Source organism: Brevibacillus reuszeri, from assembly GCF_001187725.1.
Classification (GTDB): Bacteria; Bacillota; Bacilli; order Brevibacillales; family Brevibacillaceae; genus Brevibacillus; species Brevibacillus reuszeri.
Window position 1 is genome coordinate 34,405 of record NZ_LGIQ01000007.1, and the last position, 16,124, is coordinate 50,528.

The window sequence follows — 16,124 nt, forward strand, 5'->3', positions numbered from 1 at the left end:
TGTCATTACTCGTTTTGTATCAGGCAAAAGAGTATCCGTTCACAGCTCGTAATCGTAGTGAAATGGGATGGATAAAAAGGAGGGAAATGCGTGCTTACACGGAGCAAAGCGGCAACACTTTTGCTGGTAACTGGTGTATTGACTGGACCAGTGGTGTGCTCACTGCCGGAAGCAGTTTTTGCCTTGGAAGGAAATTCTGGGAAAGATACGGTGGAGCTACCACTAAAAGTGATTGAAACGCTGGAAGAGCTGCAAGAAGACTATTTGCCTGCCATCTCGGATTTGCATGTAGATTATTTCGGTAATCGTAGTGACTCCTACATCATAAATTTGTCCGACCGAAAGAGTGTGAGTAAAGCAGGCACTTCTTTAAATCTTGTCATCGATTCTGGTCACAATATTTCTTCTTTGACATACATCGATCCTTACAGAGATAGCACGAAGAAACCAGACAAGAAAAAAGGCTACATAAAAGCAGCGGACTTCCTCCATAAAAACATGTGGGAAGACTATGTTGCCGCAAGCCAGCCGATGCTCGTCAGCAATCGTGGCTCTGCACGCGAAAACCTCGTGGTTGTCCCATTGTATCCTCGCTTGCATCAAGTTCCGGTTATGAAGGAAGTAGGACAGGTCATGGTCGACGCAGATGGACAGATCGTGTTTTATGACAAGCAGCAAGAAAAACTGCCGCTAGAAGCAGAGGTAGCCAATCCAAGACAAGCGATTGCTTTGGACAAGGCGAAGGAAGCATTTGCGCGTGAGCTGACAATGGAGCTCGTATATGACACAAAAAGCGACAAGCTCGTTTATGTGCCGAAAAGCATGTCTATCATTGACGCACAAACGGGGGAGGTCATTCCATCCATTACGGTGCAGGAAAGTAAGATCGTAGACATCAAAGGCTCGGCAGACGGCTGGCGCTGGGGAGATCAAAAGAAGATGGAGGAGCTGCTCGCGAATGAATTCCAGATTGCGATTCCTACCGTAAACTACAAGCATGTGAACGAAAATAACAAAGAACGCGGTGCAGACCTCTATCAATGGGTGAATCCGATCTACCAGAGTGCAACATTAATCGTAGACCGCCAATCCCGCGAGCTGATCGAGCTGAAGGTGGAAGGATCGAAGCGAGACGGGATCGATAAAAAATGGAGCGAAGCGGAAGCGGAAAAGCATGCGATTGCTTTTGTACAAAAATACTTATTGTCCACCGAAAAATCCTTTGTCATAAAGAAATCACGTCTTGTGGACAATTTGCCCGGCTGGGTGGATCAAAATCGTGTGAATCCGGTTTCCAGCTATCAATTTTATCCCCATGTGAACGGAATCACGACGAAAGAACCAATGTTCACCATAGAGGTGGATGCAAAAAAAGGATCAGTCGTTTTGGCACGTGTAGCGAAGCTATCGAACCTGCCAACCACACTTGCAACAGACAAGCTGATCGATATGGATACAGCTAAAAGAAGCTTTCTGGGGCAAGCCACGGTCGACCTCTCCTATTGGTATCCCCAGGCAGATACGCAGACCGCCAAGCTACCACAGCTCGTGTACATGCCTTCCCTCGAGACGTCATCCATACAAATAAACGCTGCTACTGGTGAAAAAGAAGAGTTTTGGCTCGAATGGAAGGAATAAAAATGCTCCCGGCTGAAGACCATTCTTTGCCGGGATTTGCCTTTTTATTATCAAAATTGATAAACACTTTCGATCAGGTAGGATTTTTTTGCTTTTTGTAGAATATCTCTTTGATTCCCATTTGATTTGGCAAACAATGCCGATCACGAGAAGGAGAAAGTGCATGAAACGGCCAACCTATACCCTACCAAGTATTGTCAAGAAGGTATTCCGGTCTGGTGAACGCTCCCTCCCCCGGACGGAGATATGCTCCCGGATGGAAGCGAATGAGCTGAATGCTTTTTTGGATCTGGACAGTACGGCACTCTTAGAGAAAGTGCTGCAAATGGATCAGTCACCAGTGCGGGTTGCCAGTTCTGAAGCAATCGTGGAACTAACTTATCAGCCACATCAATTGTATGATCTGGCGTACCGCTTTTTGCGGGATACTGGGGCACCAAAAAAGCTTGAGCAGATCGTTGCGGAATTGCGCAGACAAACCCAGTTCGGGTGGAACCAAATTTTGCGTATGCTGCAACTGGAGAAGGACACTCGTTTTGTGCAGTATCAGGGGGATATTCGCTGGTTTATAGCGGAATGGACATTGGGCAATGACCAGGTCTATGAGTTTTGCCGTTCCAATGGCATTACGCAAGTGACATCCCGCTCATTGATTCATTTTCTGGAGCAGGAGGTAGGAATCGCAGGAGATGCGGCTTTTCTACCCAACCTTGATGACCGCTTCCGGATTGATGGAGAAATTTTGTACATCGTTGTTCGCAGTGAAGATGAAAGTGAAGAGCAAATCGAGGAGCGGATGGCGGTATCTGAAGTTGCTGCTGCGGCAGTATCCCAGGCTCCTGAAACGATAGCGAAGACCGATTCTGTGTCAGAAGTAGTCGTAACCGAATCAGCTCAACCTGTTTTGCAAGAGGAACAAAAAGAACAAGAAAAACCGTTAATTACCAAGGAGGAAATTACGATGAGCAACGCAACTAACCAACAAGTTCTTGAAGAAGTACAAAAGCTATTGCAAGAGGCGATCGAACGTTTGGAAACGCGTCAGCAGGATATGTCCCAGGAGGTAGTTGATCACTTCCAGCAAAGTAATATGCAAGCTATAGAAGTGCTGATGAAAGAGAAACATAAGCATGAGCAGATCGTACTTGGCATTCAACAAGTGCTGGCTACCAGTGAACAACAATGAGTAAACTGGAGGCTACGATCCGGTTGGAGCAAAGATTTGTCTTCTTACGCGAAGTAATCGCGGGCTATCGGATTCGCCTTCAGGAAATGGAGCGGGAAGTGGTGGAGCTATTCACCGCAAACCAGCTCTCTGCTATTTCAGCATGTATGGGCGAGAAGCAGCGCATCGTCCGCTTGATGAACCGTTTGGAGCAATTCATTGTCCAATGGGAAGACAAAGGTGATGTGGGTATCGCGCACGATCCAAAACGAGAACACTTGAACACATGACGAAAAATGCGGTAAAATAGGGGGATTGTGTAGGATTCCCCGCGCATGCCGCGTGGGATGGAAAGGAGACCCAAACCCTCTATGTCAGTAGGAAGAAACGAACTTTGCCCCTGCGGGAGCGGGAAAAAATACAAAAAGTGCTGCGGAGTGGTTACGCCAATTACAGAATTGCGTAGTCGCCACGAGCAAAAGCTACAGAAGGAATATGCTAGCTGGGTCGAAAGACTGAATCACTTTGTTGGTGGAAATGTGACCAGTGATGTCATTTCTGAGGCTCGCAAGCGTTTTGCAGATGAGATCGGGCTTTCTGAAGAGAGTGTGATGCGTCCTGAATGGGCGGCACATTTCTTTAACTGGTGTGTGCTTGATGTGAAAACAGGCGGCAGCACGCTGCTTGAGAACTACGTCAAACAGCATGGACGCCGAATGGAAGAAGATCTGCGACGTGCTTTTGCCCAGCTGCATTTAAATGTATATGAAATTGTTGAAGTGGAACGGGATGTTTTAACCGTTCAGCAGCCGATTAGCAAAGAAAAGCATTACCTGCTGCGCTCCAACAATCTGAACGTACAGATCGGACAATTCATTGTTGGACGGCTCTTGAATTTGGGACTGCGCAATATGTTATTCTCAGGCAGTATCATTTTGCAGCCGCATGTAGAAGAGCCACTTTTGGAATGGCTGAAGGAGCATCCAGAAGTAGAAGAGGCAGCTGCCGACACAAGCAAGCGCGTTTATACGACTGAGCTGTACCACTTCATCGTTCAGTTTGGTGAGACACAAGATCAGACCCAAGGAACGAAAGAAGACGCACTGCTTCGCCGTACGTATGCTTCTCAAAATCGTGAGCAGCTTCGCAAGACGATTGAAGCCAATAGAGTGTTCGAGCTAAAAAAACGGGATGGCGCACGTGAAATCTGGGTGTATGCAACCCGCAAGGAAGAGCATTTGTTCCCAATGCTGAAAAATGCACTGCTTGAGCTGTATGAAGTACAGGCAGAAGTACTGGTGCAGGAAGAAAAGCTTCTGTTGGAAGGGTACGCTCCTCAATTGGATGAGGTAGCCCGATTGCTCGAACTGGATGCCTACGAATCTGAGGAAGAGATTCGCCTTTTGACGTCAACCGGCTCCAAGCTCTCCAAAGGAACGCTGTTTATTACGAGCCAGCCAATGCTGCCGCCAAAAGTTTTGCAGTGGGCTGTTCAAACGTACTTCGCCGAAAAATGGCTGGTTACTCCGCACGAGCTGCTGGATGATCTGGCGCCGGTGTTAGTAGCTGCAACAGATAATGAGGAAATGCGCGGGAAGCTCCAGGCCTTAATGGATCAGATGGAGCAGGATAGCAAAGTCGGTCAAGGCTTGGCCCGATTTATTCGCATGGATATGCTTCGTCCACGCCTGGCGATGTCTAACGAGAGCATCCATGTAAATAATTTGCTGAGTCGTCCACTGATTGAAGGTTTGCCAGAGAGCGTGTACACGGTTCACCCAGATCGCCTGGCGGATATCAATCGCTTTGTACAAGAAATGACAGAGGGCAAGTCCGAGGCAACTGTCAAAAAGTACGATGAAGTGATGAATAACCTCCGTTCCTTTGTGAGAGGGGCTTTTGGTCCTTCCTTTACATGGGAGCAGCTGCGCCGTGAGGATGTGGCATACTTCCTTATTCACGATATTTACACGCGTGCAGATGCGACAACGAAAACATTGGCAACAAATCTTTTGTCTGTGCTGACCGCATTCTTCAAATGGCTGGACAAGCAAGGAACAACCTCCTTGCATACAGAGCTGCAGCCATTGTTTACCGAGCTGAAAGAGACATTGCCAGAAGCATATCGCTTGCGCGGGGTTCTGGAAAAAGAAGCGAACCAAAATGTACACCATACGTCAGTAGGAATCGCGGAAATCTCCGACGAACCATTGATCCTGCAAGACAAGGGTGCGAATGGCTGGAGTGCTCTTCGCACAAATGGCGATAAGGTCAATCTCGAAATCGAGGCTGATTTGGGGCAGGTGCTTGCTTCTGACTGGATCATTTCAGGCTTGTTTGGCAAAGGCGAGGATGGAAAATGGCGACTGTTTGGCACGCCAGAGCTGTATCCTCCTGTCATAGCCTTGCTGTTGGGCGCACCGACGAGTGTACTTGTATAATTACGAACGAAAGACCCGAGGGAGTATTTTCCTCGGGTCTTTTTCATGTAAAAGAATGCGTTTAAGCGTGATTCCAGCTGCGAACCGTATCATCCTTTGGTAACAAGAAGCCAAGCAGGCCGATCAACGGAAGCCAGGAGCACAGCGTAATCACGAAGGAAAGACTATACGTATCTGCGAGTGATCCAAAGACGAGAGCACCCATGCCGCCCATTCCAAAGGCGAGACCGATGATGAGACCGGAAACGGTGCCGATGCGACCAGGGAGCAGCTCTTGAGCGTATACGACGGTAACAGAAAAACTGGAGAGCATGATAAATCCGCTCAAAAAGAGCAGAGGAAAAGTCCAAAATCCGGAAACATAAGGAGTCAAAAGTGTTAACGGCAGCGAGCCCAATGTTGAGAGGATCAGCAGGTTACGTTTTCCGAAACGGTCCGAGAGAGGTCCACCAATAAATGTTCCGATTGCTCCCGCCAGCAAAAAGCCAAAGACGACAAGCTGTGCGCTCGAATACTCCATGTCTTTGATATACATCAAGTAAAACTGATAAAAGCTTTGATATCCGGCATTCATCCAGGATCGAACGCTCACAATCAGGACCAATAGGATGATCGCAATCAAGCGCTTGTCACGATGCCCATAAGAATGGGAAGCTGCGGTTGCTTTTTTTATGCGCTGCTGACCACGGTACCACAGGGCAACGTACAAAAGTACTGAGCTGGCAACAAGTGCAGGCAAGAGGAACCACATGGCGCCCGTCTGTCCCAGGTTGGCAAAAACGAGAATGGTCATCAAAGGAGCGAGGGCCTGACCAGCGTTGCCTCCGACCTGAAAGATGGACTGTCCCAGCCCGCGGCGAGGACCTGAGGCCAGATGGGCAAAACGCGAGGCTTCCGGATGGAAGACGGCTGAGCCAATCCCGACGCAAGCAACTGCCAGGAGAACAATGTAATAGCTGCCTGCAAAAGCAAGTACCAGCATCCCGAGACCAGAGACGACGAGGGCGATAGGCGGGAGCAAGGGTCGTGATTTCCGGTCTGAGAAATAACCGACAACTGGTTGCAGCACAGAGGAGGTCAGGTTCATAACTAATAAGATCATGCCGACTTGCGTAAAGCTTAGTAAAAGATTTTTCTCCACGATGGGGAGTAAGGCAGGGATGACTGCCTGCAAGCTGTCATTCAGCAAATGCGCAATACTGATCGCAAACAGCATGCGATAAACAGTAGGCGCTGAACTCTCAGCCGGTGAAGCTTTAATCGGTGTAGCTGAAGCGCTCATAAAGGTTTCATCTCCGTCTTTTTTTTCGTCAAAACGGCTCTTCATTCTCCAGTGAAATTAGGGTTCACTGAATCAGAGCAACCGTTTTGTTTTTTCACTGTAGCATGGATAGCACGAGGCGTCATTACTGTATACGCGGAATATGGCTGGTGGCAATAGGAGAAAAAAGGTGGTTGATAAAGGAAGTTTTTGTACAGGTAGGTAAACGAGCAATGATTGTCGAAAAAGAGAGGATAATAATTCGCTAATCATGAGCACAAGGCGAAGAGGGGTGCTGTAATGCTGGAAGGGATGTCAGAATATTGGCTATGCGTAGGTGGAGCCAATGTGGATGTGCAAGGAGTAACTATTGCCAGACTGTTGCCTGGAACGAGCAATCCTGGTTATGTCCAGCAAGCGGCAGGCGGAGTAGCACGAAATGTGGCGGAAAATTTGGGGTGGCTGGGACAGGAAGTACAACTTTTCTCACTCGTAGGAGAGGATGCAGACGGCGAATGGCTGAGACAAATCACGGCAAAAAGTGGCGTCTCTACTCACGGAATGTTTCGAATCCCAAGCAAATCGACAGGTCGATATTTGGCGATTCGGGATCTTGACGGTGATTTGTACGCTGCTGTTTCTGATATGGACGTAAATGATGCCTGGACAGATGCCCTGATTCAAAGCGGTTTGCAAAGATTGCCGCAAGCTGCCGGCTTATTTATGGACGCGAATCTGCCCCAAGCGGTCATGCAGCAGTTTTTGCAAGAAGCGAAGCGCCTGGGGAAGAAGGTGATTGTCGATCCCGTTTCGGTAAAAAAGGCAGAGAAATGGCGTGGCATGCTCGATGGGGTCTACTTGCTCATCTCCAGCATTGATGAAATCGAGCAATTGAGCGGACAATCACTTTATTCGTTTTATGACGTGGAACGCTGCGCGCGAAAGCTGATAGAAGACGGAATCCGTAACGTCATGGTTATTTGCGGAGATGCGGGAATATGTCTGTGCGAGCAAACAGGTTCCATGTGGCTGACAGCTCCTCCCAATCCGATCAGAGAGACGGCTGGAGATGCGTTTGCAGCCGGTGTAATTTATGCACAAAATAAGGCATCTTCTCTCGCGGAGCAGGCTGCTTACGGGATCGCGCTGGCAGAGCTGTCCTCGCAAAAAAATGGCATGTATGACATTGACCAATTATTGAATCGAAAAAATTTTTTTGCCACTACCCAAGTGCAAGGCAATGAGCGAGGATGAGATTACATACAATGACGTACACTACTCGTTAGTCTCGTATAAGGAGGAGTGTACAAATGGAGAAAAAATCGAACGACGTAAACGGTAAGCAGGAGAGCCATGTTCGTCAAGGTGGCGATTCTCACCGCTCCAAAAACAAGAAGGGTGATGGCCCTGTACAAGGCTTCAGCCAGGCGCCTCGCGGACTACAATAATACGAATAGCACCAAAAAAAATCGTTTCCTCCATCGACAAAAAGATGGGGGATTTTTAATTGATGGGAACATTTTTCTACAAATGAAGACAATGGTATGATACAATACCTGAATCAGACTATTACCAACAGAAGAAAATATTAGTGCAAATCTGCCCTGTGGCACTGCTCTTTTTCGTGCCTCTGTTTTCTTTTGTAAAAAACCCCATGTGAGGAATCTGCTCATGAGATGAGCAACCGCCATTTGCGGAAAAGTGACACGTATCGGAGCGTTTCAACAACAAAAAAAGCATTCAAGTGTAACAAGGAAACAATCTGATACGTCTTAAAAAGCGTGCGCGAACAAGGAGACTGATACATATGCCAGAAACTGTTGCAAAAACACGCGCTTCTGCCCCCCGAAAAAAGCAACCGACCCGTAATCGAAAAGTACGTCGATTTGTGTTTATCTTCAGCTTGATAACCCTGTTGTTGGTTGGTGGTGTGGCTGGAGCAATTTATTGGAAAATTGAAGACACTTTGAATGAAGTGACGAATCCAACGAATAATGGATTTACTTCTCCGGTTTCTCAAAATATCGACCCTGCTTATCATGCTGACAAGCCAATGTCCTTTATCGTTCTTGGATCGGACAGCCGTCCTGAGACAGGCTCGATGAACACAGATGTCATGATTGTGGCAGTAGCGAATCCAGCAACGAAAAAAGTAACGATGGTTTCGATTCCGCGTGATACGCGTGTGAAGATTCCGGGCTATCGCGATTATCACAAGATCAACGCTGTTTACGCAAATGGTGAAGCAGAGCGACGTCAGGCAGAGCGCAACAACAAGGCTCCAACTGAGGACGGAATTTCGTTGACCAAGAAAACGCTCAATGAAATTTTGGGGATTCCGATTGATCATTACGTCGCGATTGACTTTGATGGCTTCAAGGCAGTTGTTGATGAATTGGGCGGTGTTGAGGTGAACGTCGATCGCAAGCTCGTCTATGATGATCCGACAGATAATACGCACATCAATCTGAGCCCTGGCTTGCAAAAGCTAAACGGCGAGCAAGCGTTAGGCTATGTACGCCATCGCCATGACAATCGTGGAACCAAATACTACTCTAGCGACTTCGATCGCAACAGACGTCAGCAAGAGGTCATAAAAGCGATTGTTGATAAAGTAGCTTCTGTTGAAGGATTAACTAAAGTATTCAACATTATGGATGTTGGAGCCAAGAACATACATACCGACCTGTCCAAAGATCAAATTAAAGGATTGGCATATGATTTCAAAGGCTTTAATTCCTCGACCGTTACCGCTCTGGAAAATGGCGCATACTGGCAAGGCGGATATACGTTTCTCGAGAAAGAGAAGCTCGAAGAAATTCGCAACTCTCTGCAAGCTGAGATGGGCGTAAGTGGTTCTGTAGTTGCTCAAATCAACAACTCACCTGTTTTGGGCTCCGGTGAGGCAGCGGTTGCAGCATCAAGCAGCACTACAACACAGAAAAAGAAAACGACAGAGACTGCTGCGCCACCTCCACCGAAGAAAAAGACTCCGGAAGAGGAAGAAGCAGAAGCGACACCACCTCCTGATGCCGTAGATCCGCAGGAAGGCAATCAAGTGGCACCGCCAGCAGATATTGTAAGCCCAGATGCGTCCGGGCACGCGGGACAGACTCCACAGAAGGACCAAAACCCTGCGACGAATACCGTTCCACCTGCAACAAATGGCGGTACAGCTCCACCTCCTGATATTGTTCAGCCTTCAGGACAGGAAGCTGTTACTCCTCCAGGAATCTAATGATCAAGCACCCGATCGCATAGACCGGGTGCTTTTTTGCATCTGTTCAACATCTTCTTCGACAAAAATTACGGTGCAGTCAGACTCTTGATCGAAAATACTCACTTTTTAAAAAGTTTTTTTATAAAATAACGCCTACAGAGGTTTAGAAAACACCAAAAGCGTGGTACAATAATAATATGCTGATAAGACAGAGTAATCAGATAATTAAAATGCATGACTGGAGGGATTTGGATGACTATTTTCTTGGTGAATCTGTTCCTGGTGATTGCCTTCGTGTACCTGATCAGCCGCCAACAAAATGAAGAATTTGTGTACGATGAAGATTTTTTCCTCCAGAACCCCTCAGCCTTGGAAGAATATCAGCAAATGCCGATTGATTTCCAACATGCCTTTTTCCGCAAGCATAAAGAGTGGATCAAGGAAAAATATATGCGCGGAGAGAGCTACATTTTGGGATACTGTCCCAACAAAGAAGTGCGTCGCGCCTGGTTATCAGAATTCATGAATCAAAAAAATATCAACAATACCCCGACCCCTTCCTCGTGAAGGGGTTTTTCGTGAACGTATAAGAATTGAAAAGCACGACGTTTATAAATTCTGGAGCGCATGGCAAGGTACTTCAGTGTCCACTCCCGGCATTACCTCGGTGAAACTTTGCGCTAAAACGCGGTCGCTCCTCCGTGGGGTAGCCTCGATTGAGGTTTTCTTATATACTTGCATGCAAAAGGTCATCTACAGGCAGGAGGAGTAAACCGCGTGTTGCAATTGATGGTGGAAAGACTAGGTGAGCATTTAGCCGCGCATGGCATGATAACCGATATTCTTTTACGTTCAGATCGTTCGCTGGTAGCAGATGAGGAATCACAGGAAGTCATCCTGTCCTTTTCGATAGCAGAAGATGAGAATGTTCCGGAAGCCTCTGTTCATCTTTTTTCGCTGCAAGATGAGGGAAGCTGCGAGGTGGAAGTGGAAGTGACGTTCCCGGGGGAGTGGAGTAATGAGCAAAGCTCTCGTCTATGGGAACAGGCAAAAGCAATGATTCCGGAAATTTCGCTAACGGAAAAACGTCGCTATCTGGAACCGGGTAAAATCGCTGAAGCGGCAATGATGCTCGACTATCACTTTGTTGTGGAGCAACCAGCTGCAGAAGACGAGGAAAAACAGTTTGAAACGTTGCTCGAAAAGTTTTCGGCGGACCTTGGAGTGCTGGTTCGTCTAACAAAATAAGCAGCGGCTGCGGTTGGACAGTCGACCTGCTGCTAATCAGAAAAGATGCCCGGGAGTATTCACGGGCTTTTTAGCTCTTTACGAAGCGCTGGGAGGAAGGATTATTGAACAGGTACAGCGAATGACTGTAAAATAAATGAATGAGCATTCACTCGTAACGAGAGGGGGTATCGTTGTGAGACTGACAAAAGTATTTGAGCCTATTCAGATTGGATCTCTGACCTTGCCAAATCGAATCATGATGGGCTCCATGCATGTTGGATTTGAAAAGCTGGAGGACGGCGTTAATCGGCTCGCTGCCTTTTACGCGGAACGTGCCAGAGGAGAAGCAGGCCTGATCGTTACAGGTGGGGCTGCTGTCCTTCCAGAAGGCGGTATGGGGGAGCCGTACTGTAATGTGTTTCGGGATGAGGATATGGAGGCATTGCGACTCATTACTACCCAGGTGCATGAGGCCAAAGGCAGGATCGCCCTGCAGCTATTTCACGCAGGACGTTACGCACACAAAGAGCAAACCGGCTATGACCCGGTAGCCCCGTCGCCCCTACAGGCCCCGATTAATCGAACAAAGCCGCGCGAGCTTGGGGCAGAGGAGATTGAATTCACGATTCAAGCCTTTGCGGAGGGAGCTATTCGCGCGAAAAAATCAGGTTTTGATGCGGTAGAAATTATGGGTTCAGAAGGATATTTGATCAATCAATTTTTGTCGCCTGTCACCAATAAGCGAGATGATGAATGGGGTGGAGACTTTTCGCGCCGAGCTCGGTTTGGCGTAGAGGTAGCCAAGCGAGTCCGTCAAGCCGTAGGCACCGACTATCCGATAATTTTCCGCATGTCCGGTATTGATTTGATTCCGGATAGTACCACGATGGAGGAGACACTTCTATTTGCTCGCATGCTGGAGCAGGCCGGGATGGATGCACTAAATGTTGGTATCGGCTGGCATGAATCACGTGTACCAACGATTGCGATGATGGTCCCGCGGGGAGCCTATGTCTGGGTAGCGCAGCAGGTGAAAGAAGTGGTAGGCATACCGGTGATCGCGAGCAATCGGATCAATGATTTGCGTCAGGCGGAAGCGATTCTTCAGGAAGGACGTAGTGACCTGGTATCCATGGCTCGTCCGTTTTTGGCTGATTCGCAAATTGTGCGTAAAAGCCGAGAATCCCGATATGATGAGGTTAATACGTGCATTGCCTGTAATCAAGCCTGTCTCGATCATATTTTTGATGGTAAGGTGGCCTCCTGTTTGGTCAATCCCCTCGTAGGGAGAGAGCAAGAGTGGGCCGTGGCTCCCGCAGTCACACGAAAAAAAGTGGCTGTCGTCGGAGCGGGACCCGCTGGTTTGGAAGCGGCAAGAGTGCTGGCAGAGCGGGGGCATCGAGTCGTTATCATGGAGAAGAGCTGGCAAATCGGTGGACAGCTCAATTATGCCCGTCAGGTGCCTGGTAAGGAAGAATTTAATGAGACGCTCAGGTATTACAAAACGCAACTGAACAAGCTTGGAGTTGAAATCAGGCTTGGATGCGCGGCAACAGCAGATGCCTTGGAAGCTGAAGGCTTTGAAGAGGTCGTTGTAGCAACAGGTGTCATCCCGCGGCTACCAGAGATAACAGGTGTTGATCTGGCGCACGTCGTCCGTTACGATCAGGTTTTTGACAGGCAGGTAAAGGTAGGGAGAACGGTAGCGATCGTAGGCGCTGGTGGCATCGCCTGCGATTTGTCTCATCTGCTGCTTAAAGAGGAGGAGTCCATTACCCCACAGGTCGCAAAGTATTTGCGGGAGTACCAGATTCTCACCGAAACAGGAATCGAGCTGATGAAGCCGAGCAAGCGAAAAATATACATGCTCCGGCGCGGCAAGCATGTAGGAACCGGACTTGGGAAGACGACGCGTTGGGCTGTCCTCGATAGTTTGGGGAGACACGGAGTTGAGATGATCACACAGATGACTTACAAAAAAATTACTCCTGATGGTGTGCTTATCAGCCAGCAAGACGAGGAACGCCTGATTCCGGCGGATACGGTGATTGTTGCTGCGGGTGCCACATCGAATGATAGCTTGTTTCATGCCTTGCAGGGTCGTCTGCCTGTGCACGTTATAGGCGGCGCGAGAGAAGCGGGTGAACTGGACGCCAAAAGAGCCATACGGGACGGCTCAGAGGTAGGCAGAATCATTTAACGATCAAAACTGATTTTCTATTCCGAAAATAAAGAGTGTGGTGTATGATGATTGGAGTGTGTCATCTTTTCAGAACTTTTGTCGAAAGACTTTTCATCGTGCCCATCTTCTTGCAAAATGGTATCATACTGTTCAAATTCATTTGATTGGGGGCTCTCGCCTTGATGAATCATAATGGCATACTTTTGGGGAAACGTTACTTTCTGTACTCTACAGCTCCGATAATAGAGGTGGAAGGATGGACGTTTACGATTGCCCCAGGTTTTAAGGTGATTGCAGGCGGCAGCGCCAACCCATTGCAAACATTAATCAGCATTTATTGTGAAAATGAAAAAGTAGCTCAACTCGTGCTTCATCATAGACGCAGTGATTCAGATGTCACTGTACAGGCCGTTTCCAGCGATTTGCTGTTGGAAATTGCTCCAGCGACACGAACGGTAAGTGTGGCAGAGAAGCAATAAGGCACCCGGCTGGGTGCTTTTCACTTTTTTCATTCCTTTATACGAATCGATCGCTACGCTAGGAGGCAGAAATCGTGAAACTGAACGAGTGGAAAGCAGGAGAGTTTGAACTAACGTGGTTAAAAGGCGGGCTTACGCAACTGGACGGTGGAGCCATGTTTGGTGTTGTGCCGAAGCCTCTGTGGAGCAAGCGCTATCCATCAAATGAGCTGAACCAGGTTCCGCTTCGGGCTGACCCGATTCTCGTTTTTGCACATGGTAAACGAATTTTAATCGAATCTGGCATGGGGAATGATCGACTGACGGACAAGCAGAAGCGCAATTTCGGTTTGGTCGAAGAATCTCAGCTTGTTGAATCGTTAGCAAGCAAGGGACTGACACCCGATGATATCGACATTGTAATCATGACGCATATGCATTATGACCATGCTAACGGGCTCGTATCGGCGAAAGACGGGCAACTTGTTTCTACATTCTCCAAAGCAGTCATTTACGTACAGGAGCTTGAATGGGCCGAAATGAGAGAGCCAAATATCCGATCCCGAAATACGTATTGGGAGGAAAACTGGCGCCCGATTGAGCATCAGGTCCAGACATATGCAGAGAGCATGGAGGTTTTGCCAGGCATCTCCCTGCACCATACGGGCGGACATAGTCACGGGCATGCTATCGTAAGGATGGAGAGTGGTGGTCAGCTCATTCTACATATGGCCGATATTATGCCGACTCACGCGCATCAAAACTCACTTTGGGTTATGGCGTATGATGATTACCCGATGACCTCCATTTTTGCCAAGGAAGAATGGATCAAAGAGGGGATCAGACAAGGAGCCTGGTTTACGTTTTACCATGATGCGCTCTATCGGGTCGTGAAATGGAATGAAGCTGGAGAGCTAATGGAACATATTGAAGTAGAAAAGTAAAACCGGGGCTAGCCCCGGTTTTTTGTGCGCTGACGTCGCCAAATGCAATGTTACAGTCAGTCGATTAATAGGAGTCATTCATTCAATAGAAACGGCATGATTCGAGTGGACTGATTCATAAGAACATGGCCACAATCTGCTAAAAGCGTGGCATTTGCATGAGGCAGCAGACTGGAAAGCCTCTCTACCGTCTTTTTGGAATGAAGCATGACATCTTGTTCACCAGCAAGTAAGAGGATGGGAATGGTCAAACGCCGAAGCTCACTATCCGTAAAAATGGGCACAGTCTCAGAGCGAAAGCGAAAATGACGCGCGATGATCTTGGTATTCAGTAGAGCATCCTCGGGAAGCGTCTGATTGCCATTTACGAGACGTGAAACCTTGTCTCTTCCCTTCTCGCCGAATAGCAAGAACGGCATCGCTTTAAACAAGAATGATATTTTTTGGGGACCAATGCCGGAAGGGGAGAGCAAAACGAGCTTCTCCACTTTTTCCGGGTGCTTGACTGCAAAATGGGTCGCCATCCATGCGCCAAGTGAGATTCCCATAAAAGATGCTTTATCCACTTGAAGGGCATGAAGAACATCGTCCATCCATTCGGAATAGGCCGGGCTCTTCAGCGGATATTGCTTCTCTTCACTCTTTCCAGGATCGCCGGGTATATCTACGGCAAATACTCGATAGTGCTTGGAGTACCGTGCGATATCTCCAATCCACATGGACGAATTAGATCCAGAGCCATGCAAAAGGATGAGCGCAGGCAACGATGGTTCTCCACTAGCAATGACATATGTCTTTCCATAGCTTGTATCCAAAACCATTTCTTCATAAGGAACCGTGCATTTTCCCAGCAGCTTATTATAGTGATTGAGAATCGCATTTCTTCCTGTTTCCGATTTATATAAGGTTTGATGATTCATGATGTGTTTCACCGCTTTTCCTCATTCTCTAAAATTCTACTCGCTGTTTCTCTTATTGAGCTCCTCGCGCATTCCTTGCACCCATGCCAGTTCGTTCTGATAAAAGGACAGCAGGTTTTCGGAAATTTTATCCCAGATAAACAACTCACGCGCATTTCTTTTAGGGGAAGCGATTCCCCGTTTGATTTTTTCCTGCTGATATAAAAGCTGCGTGTTGATCATGCTTTCATATCGAAGGAGCAGATCATGTAGCTCCTCATTGCTTAATTGAACCGCCCACGCCAATTGAACGAGGAAGGCATTTTTGAATTCTGGAATTTCTGGTTCTGAAACAACCCATTCTTTTAATCTGGAGCGTCCTTCGTTCGTAATACTGTATATTTTCTTTGACGGGGAGCTCTCTTGATGTTGAATTTGGTTCGCTACCAAGCCTTCGTTCAACAGTTGTACGAGAGCTTTGTAGATTTGATTGTTATTGCCGGACCAATACATAGTTGGGGAGTCTTCAATAATCTTCTTTAATTCATAACCAGAAGCAGGCTTCCAACTAAGAAGTCCCAGTATGGCATATTGGATAGACATGATAGCACTTCCTTTTGTTATCGATAACATGTGTTAAGAGTAACATATGTTATCGTGGTTGTAAACATCTGCAAGTTAAATCG

Annotated in this window: 15 protein-coding genes; 12 read left to right on the top strand and 3 right to left on the bottom strand. The window is 47.6% G+C overall.

The window, feature by feature from the left end; translation table 11 throughout:
* Window positions 1-90: 90 nt before the first annotated feature.
* The 4 genes from ADS79_RS09780 (at window position 91) to ADS79_RS09795 (ending at window position 5,244) form a co-directional block, all read left to right on the top strand.
* Window positions 91-1,638 (top strand): YcdB/YcdC domain-containing protein, encoded by a 1,548-nt coding sequence (locus ADS79_RS09780; RefSeq protein WP_049738250.1) that lies wholly within the window; start codon window positions 91-93, stop codon window positions 1,636-1,638.
* Between the two features lie 163 nt (window positions 1,639-1,801).
* Window positions 1,802-2,824 carry a hypothetical protein gene (locus tag ADS79_RS09785; protein ID WP_049738251.1) on the top strand — a complete coding sequence of 341 codons (1,023 nt, stop codon included), beginning with the start codon at window positions 1,802-1,804 and terminating at the stop codon, window positions 2,822-2,824.
* Window positions 2,821-3,093: a hypothetical protein gene (locus tag ADS79_RS09790; protein WP_049738252.1), complete on the top strand. Its 273-nt coding sequence runs from the start codon at window positions 2,821-2,823 to the stop codon at window positions 3,091-3,093. The genes ADS79_RS09785 and ADS79_RS09790 overlap by 4 nt, the downstream gene beginning before the upstream one ends.
* A gap of 81 nt (window positions 3,094-3,174) precedes the next feature.
* A complete protein-coding gene (locus ADS79_RS09795; protein WP_049738253.1) occupies window positions 3,175-5,244 on the top strand; it encodes an SEC-C domain-containing protein in 2,070 nt (689 codons plus the stop codon).
* A gap of 61 nt (window positions 5,245-5,305) precedes the next feature.
* On the opposite strand, the gene ADS79_RS09800 is transcribed toward ADS79_RS09795, so the two are convergent.
* Complete coding sequence (locus ADS79_RS09800) at window positions 5,306-6,526, bottom strand: MFS transporter (protein WP_049739035.1); 1,221 nt, start codon at window positions 6,524-6,526, stop codon at window positions 5,306-5,308.
* 279 nt (window positions 6,527-6,805) lie between these two features.
* Here ADS79_RS09800 and ADS79_RS09805 point away from each other — a divergent pair, with 279 nt between their 5' ends.
* The 8 genes from ADS79_RS09805 to ADS79_RS09835 all read left to right on the top strand — a co-directional run bounded on the left by ADS79_RS09805 (window position 6,806) and on the right by ADS79_RS09835 (window position 14,539).
* On the top strand, window positions 6,806-7,759 hold the full coding sequence (locus ADS79_RS09805) for a carbohydrate kinase family protein (protein ID WP_049738254.1): 954 nt from the start codon (window positions 6,806-6,808) through the stop codon (window positions 7,757-7,759).
* Between the two features lie 56 nt (window positions 7,760-7,815).
* On the top strand, window positions 7,816-7,953 hold the full coding sequence (locus tag ADS79_RS35615; protein ID WP_162839523.1) for a hypothetical protein: 138 nt from the start codon (window positions 7,816-7,818) through the stop codon (window positions 7,951-7,953).
* Between the two features lie 359 nt (window positions 7,954-8,312).
* Window positions 8,313-9,743 carry an LCP family protein gene (locus tag ADS79_RS09810; RefSeq protein ID WP_049738255.1) on the top strand — a complete coding sequence of 477 codons (1,431 nt, stop codon included), beginning with the start codon at window positions 8,313-8,315 and terminating at the stop codon, window positions 9,741-9,743.
* 234 nt (window positions 9,744-9,977) lie between these two features.
* Entirely contained in the window at window positions 9,978-10,292 is a 315-nt protein-coding gene (locus ADS79_RS09815) for a hypothetical protein (protein ID WP_015892313.1), read from the top strand.
* Between the two features lie 210 nt (window positions 10,293-10,502).
* Window positions 10,503-10,973 carry a hypothetical protein gene (locus ADS79_RS09820; RefSeq protein ID WP_049738256.1) on the top strand — a complete coding sequence of 157 codons (471 nt, stop codon included), beginning with the start codon at window positions 10,503-10,505 and terminating at the stop codon, window positions 10,971-10,973.
* Between the two features lie 175 nt (window positions 10,974-11,148).
* Complete coding sequence (locus ADS79_RS09825) at window positions 11,149-13,155, top strand: NADPH-dependent 2,4-dienoyl-CoA reductase (protein ID WP_049738257.1); 2,007 nt, start codon at window positions 11,149-11,151, stop codon at window positions 13,153-13,155.
* A gap of 164 nt (window positions 13,156-13,319) precedes the next feature.
* Complete coding sequence (locus tag ADS79_RS09830) at window positions 13,320-13,616, top strand: hypothetical protein (RefSeq protein WP_049738258.1); 297 nt, start codon at window positions 13,320-13,322, stop codon at window positions 13,614-13,616.
* An 80-nt stretch (window positions 13,617-13,696) separates the two neighbouring features.
* Window positions 13,697-14,539 carry a YtnP family quorum-quenching lactonase gene (locus ADS79_RS09835; RefSeq protein WP_049739036.1) on the top strand — a complete coding sequence of 281 codons (843 nt, stop codon included), beginning with the start codon at window positions 13,697-13,699 and terminating at the stop codon, window positions 14,537-14,539.
* A 74-nt stretch (window positions 14,540-14,613) separates the two neighbouring features.
* On the opposite strand, the gene ADS79_RS09840 is transcribed toward ADS79_RS09835, so the two are convergent.
* Window positions 14,614-15,471, bottom strand: coding sequence for an alpha/beta fold hydrolase (locus ADS79_RS09840; protein WP_201783403.1), 858 nt, complete (start codon window positions 15,469-15,471; stop codon window positions 14,614-14,616).
* A gap of 24 nt (window positions 15,472-15,495) precedes the next feature.
* Window positions 15,496-16,041: a PadR family transcriptional regulator gene (locus ADS79_RS09845; protein ID WP_049738259.1), complete on the bottom strand. Its 546-nt coding sequence runs from the start codon at window positions 16,039-16,041 to the stop codon at window positions 15,496-15,498.
* Window positions 16,042-16,124: the final 83 nt, after the last annotated feature.

What these genes read in the sequence shown, in the direction of transcription:
- ADS79_RS35615 (WP_162839523.1), top strand. Translation starts at nt 7,816, where the DNA reads ATGGAGAAAAAATCGAACGACGTAAACGGTAAGCAGGAGAGCCATGTT.
- ADS79_RS09805 (WP_049738254.1), top strand. Translation starts at nt 6,806, where the DNA reads ATGCTGGAAGGGATGTCAGAATATTGGCTATGCGTAGGTGGAGCCAAT.
- ADS79_RS09785 (WP_049738251.1), top strand. Translation starts at nt 1,802, where the DNA reads ATGAAACGGCCAACCTATACCCTACCAAGTATTGTCAAGAAGGTATTC.
- ADS79_RS09815 (WP_015892313.1), top strand. Translation starts at nt 9,978, where the DNA reads ATGACTATTTTCTTGGTGAATCTGTTCCTGGTGATTGCCTTCGTGTAC.
- ADS79_RS09830 (WP_049738258.1), top strand. Translation starts at nt 13,320, where the DNA reads ATGAATCATAATGGCATACTTTTGGGGAAACGTTACTTTCTGTACTCT.
- ADS79_RS09845 (WP_049738259.1), bottom strand. Translation starts at nt 16,041, where the DNA reads ATGTCTATCCAATATGCCATACTGGGACTTCTTAGTTGGAAGCCTGCT.
- ADS79_RS09800 (WP_049739035.1), bottom strand. Translation starts at nt 6,526, where the DNA reads ATGAGCGCTTCAGCTACACCGATTAAAGCTTCACCGGCTGAGAGTTCA.
- ADS79_RS09795 (WP_049738253.1), top strand. Translation starts at nt 3,175, where the DNA reads ATGTCAGTAGGAAGAAACGAACTTTGCCCCTGCGGGAGCGGGAAAAAA.
- ADS79_RS09810 (WP_049738255.1), top strand. Translation starts at nt 8,313, where the DNA reads ATGCCAGAAACTGTTGCAAAAACACGCGCTTCTGCCCCCCGAAAAAAG.
- ADS79_RS09790 (WP_049738252.1), top strand. Translation starts at nt 2,821, where the DNA reads ATGAGTAAACTGGAGGCTACGATCCGGTTGGAGCAAAGATTTGTCTTC.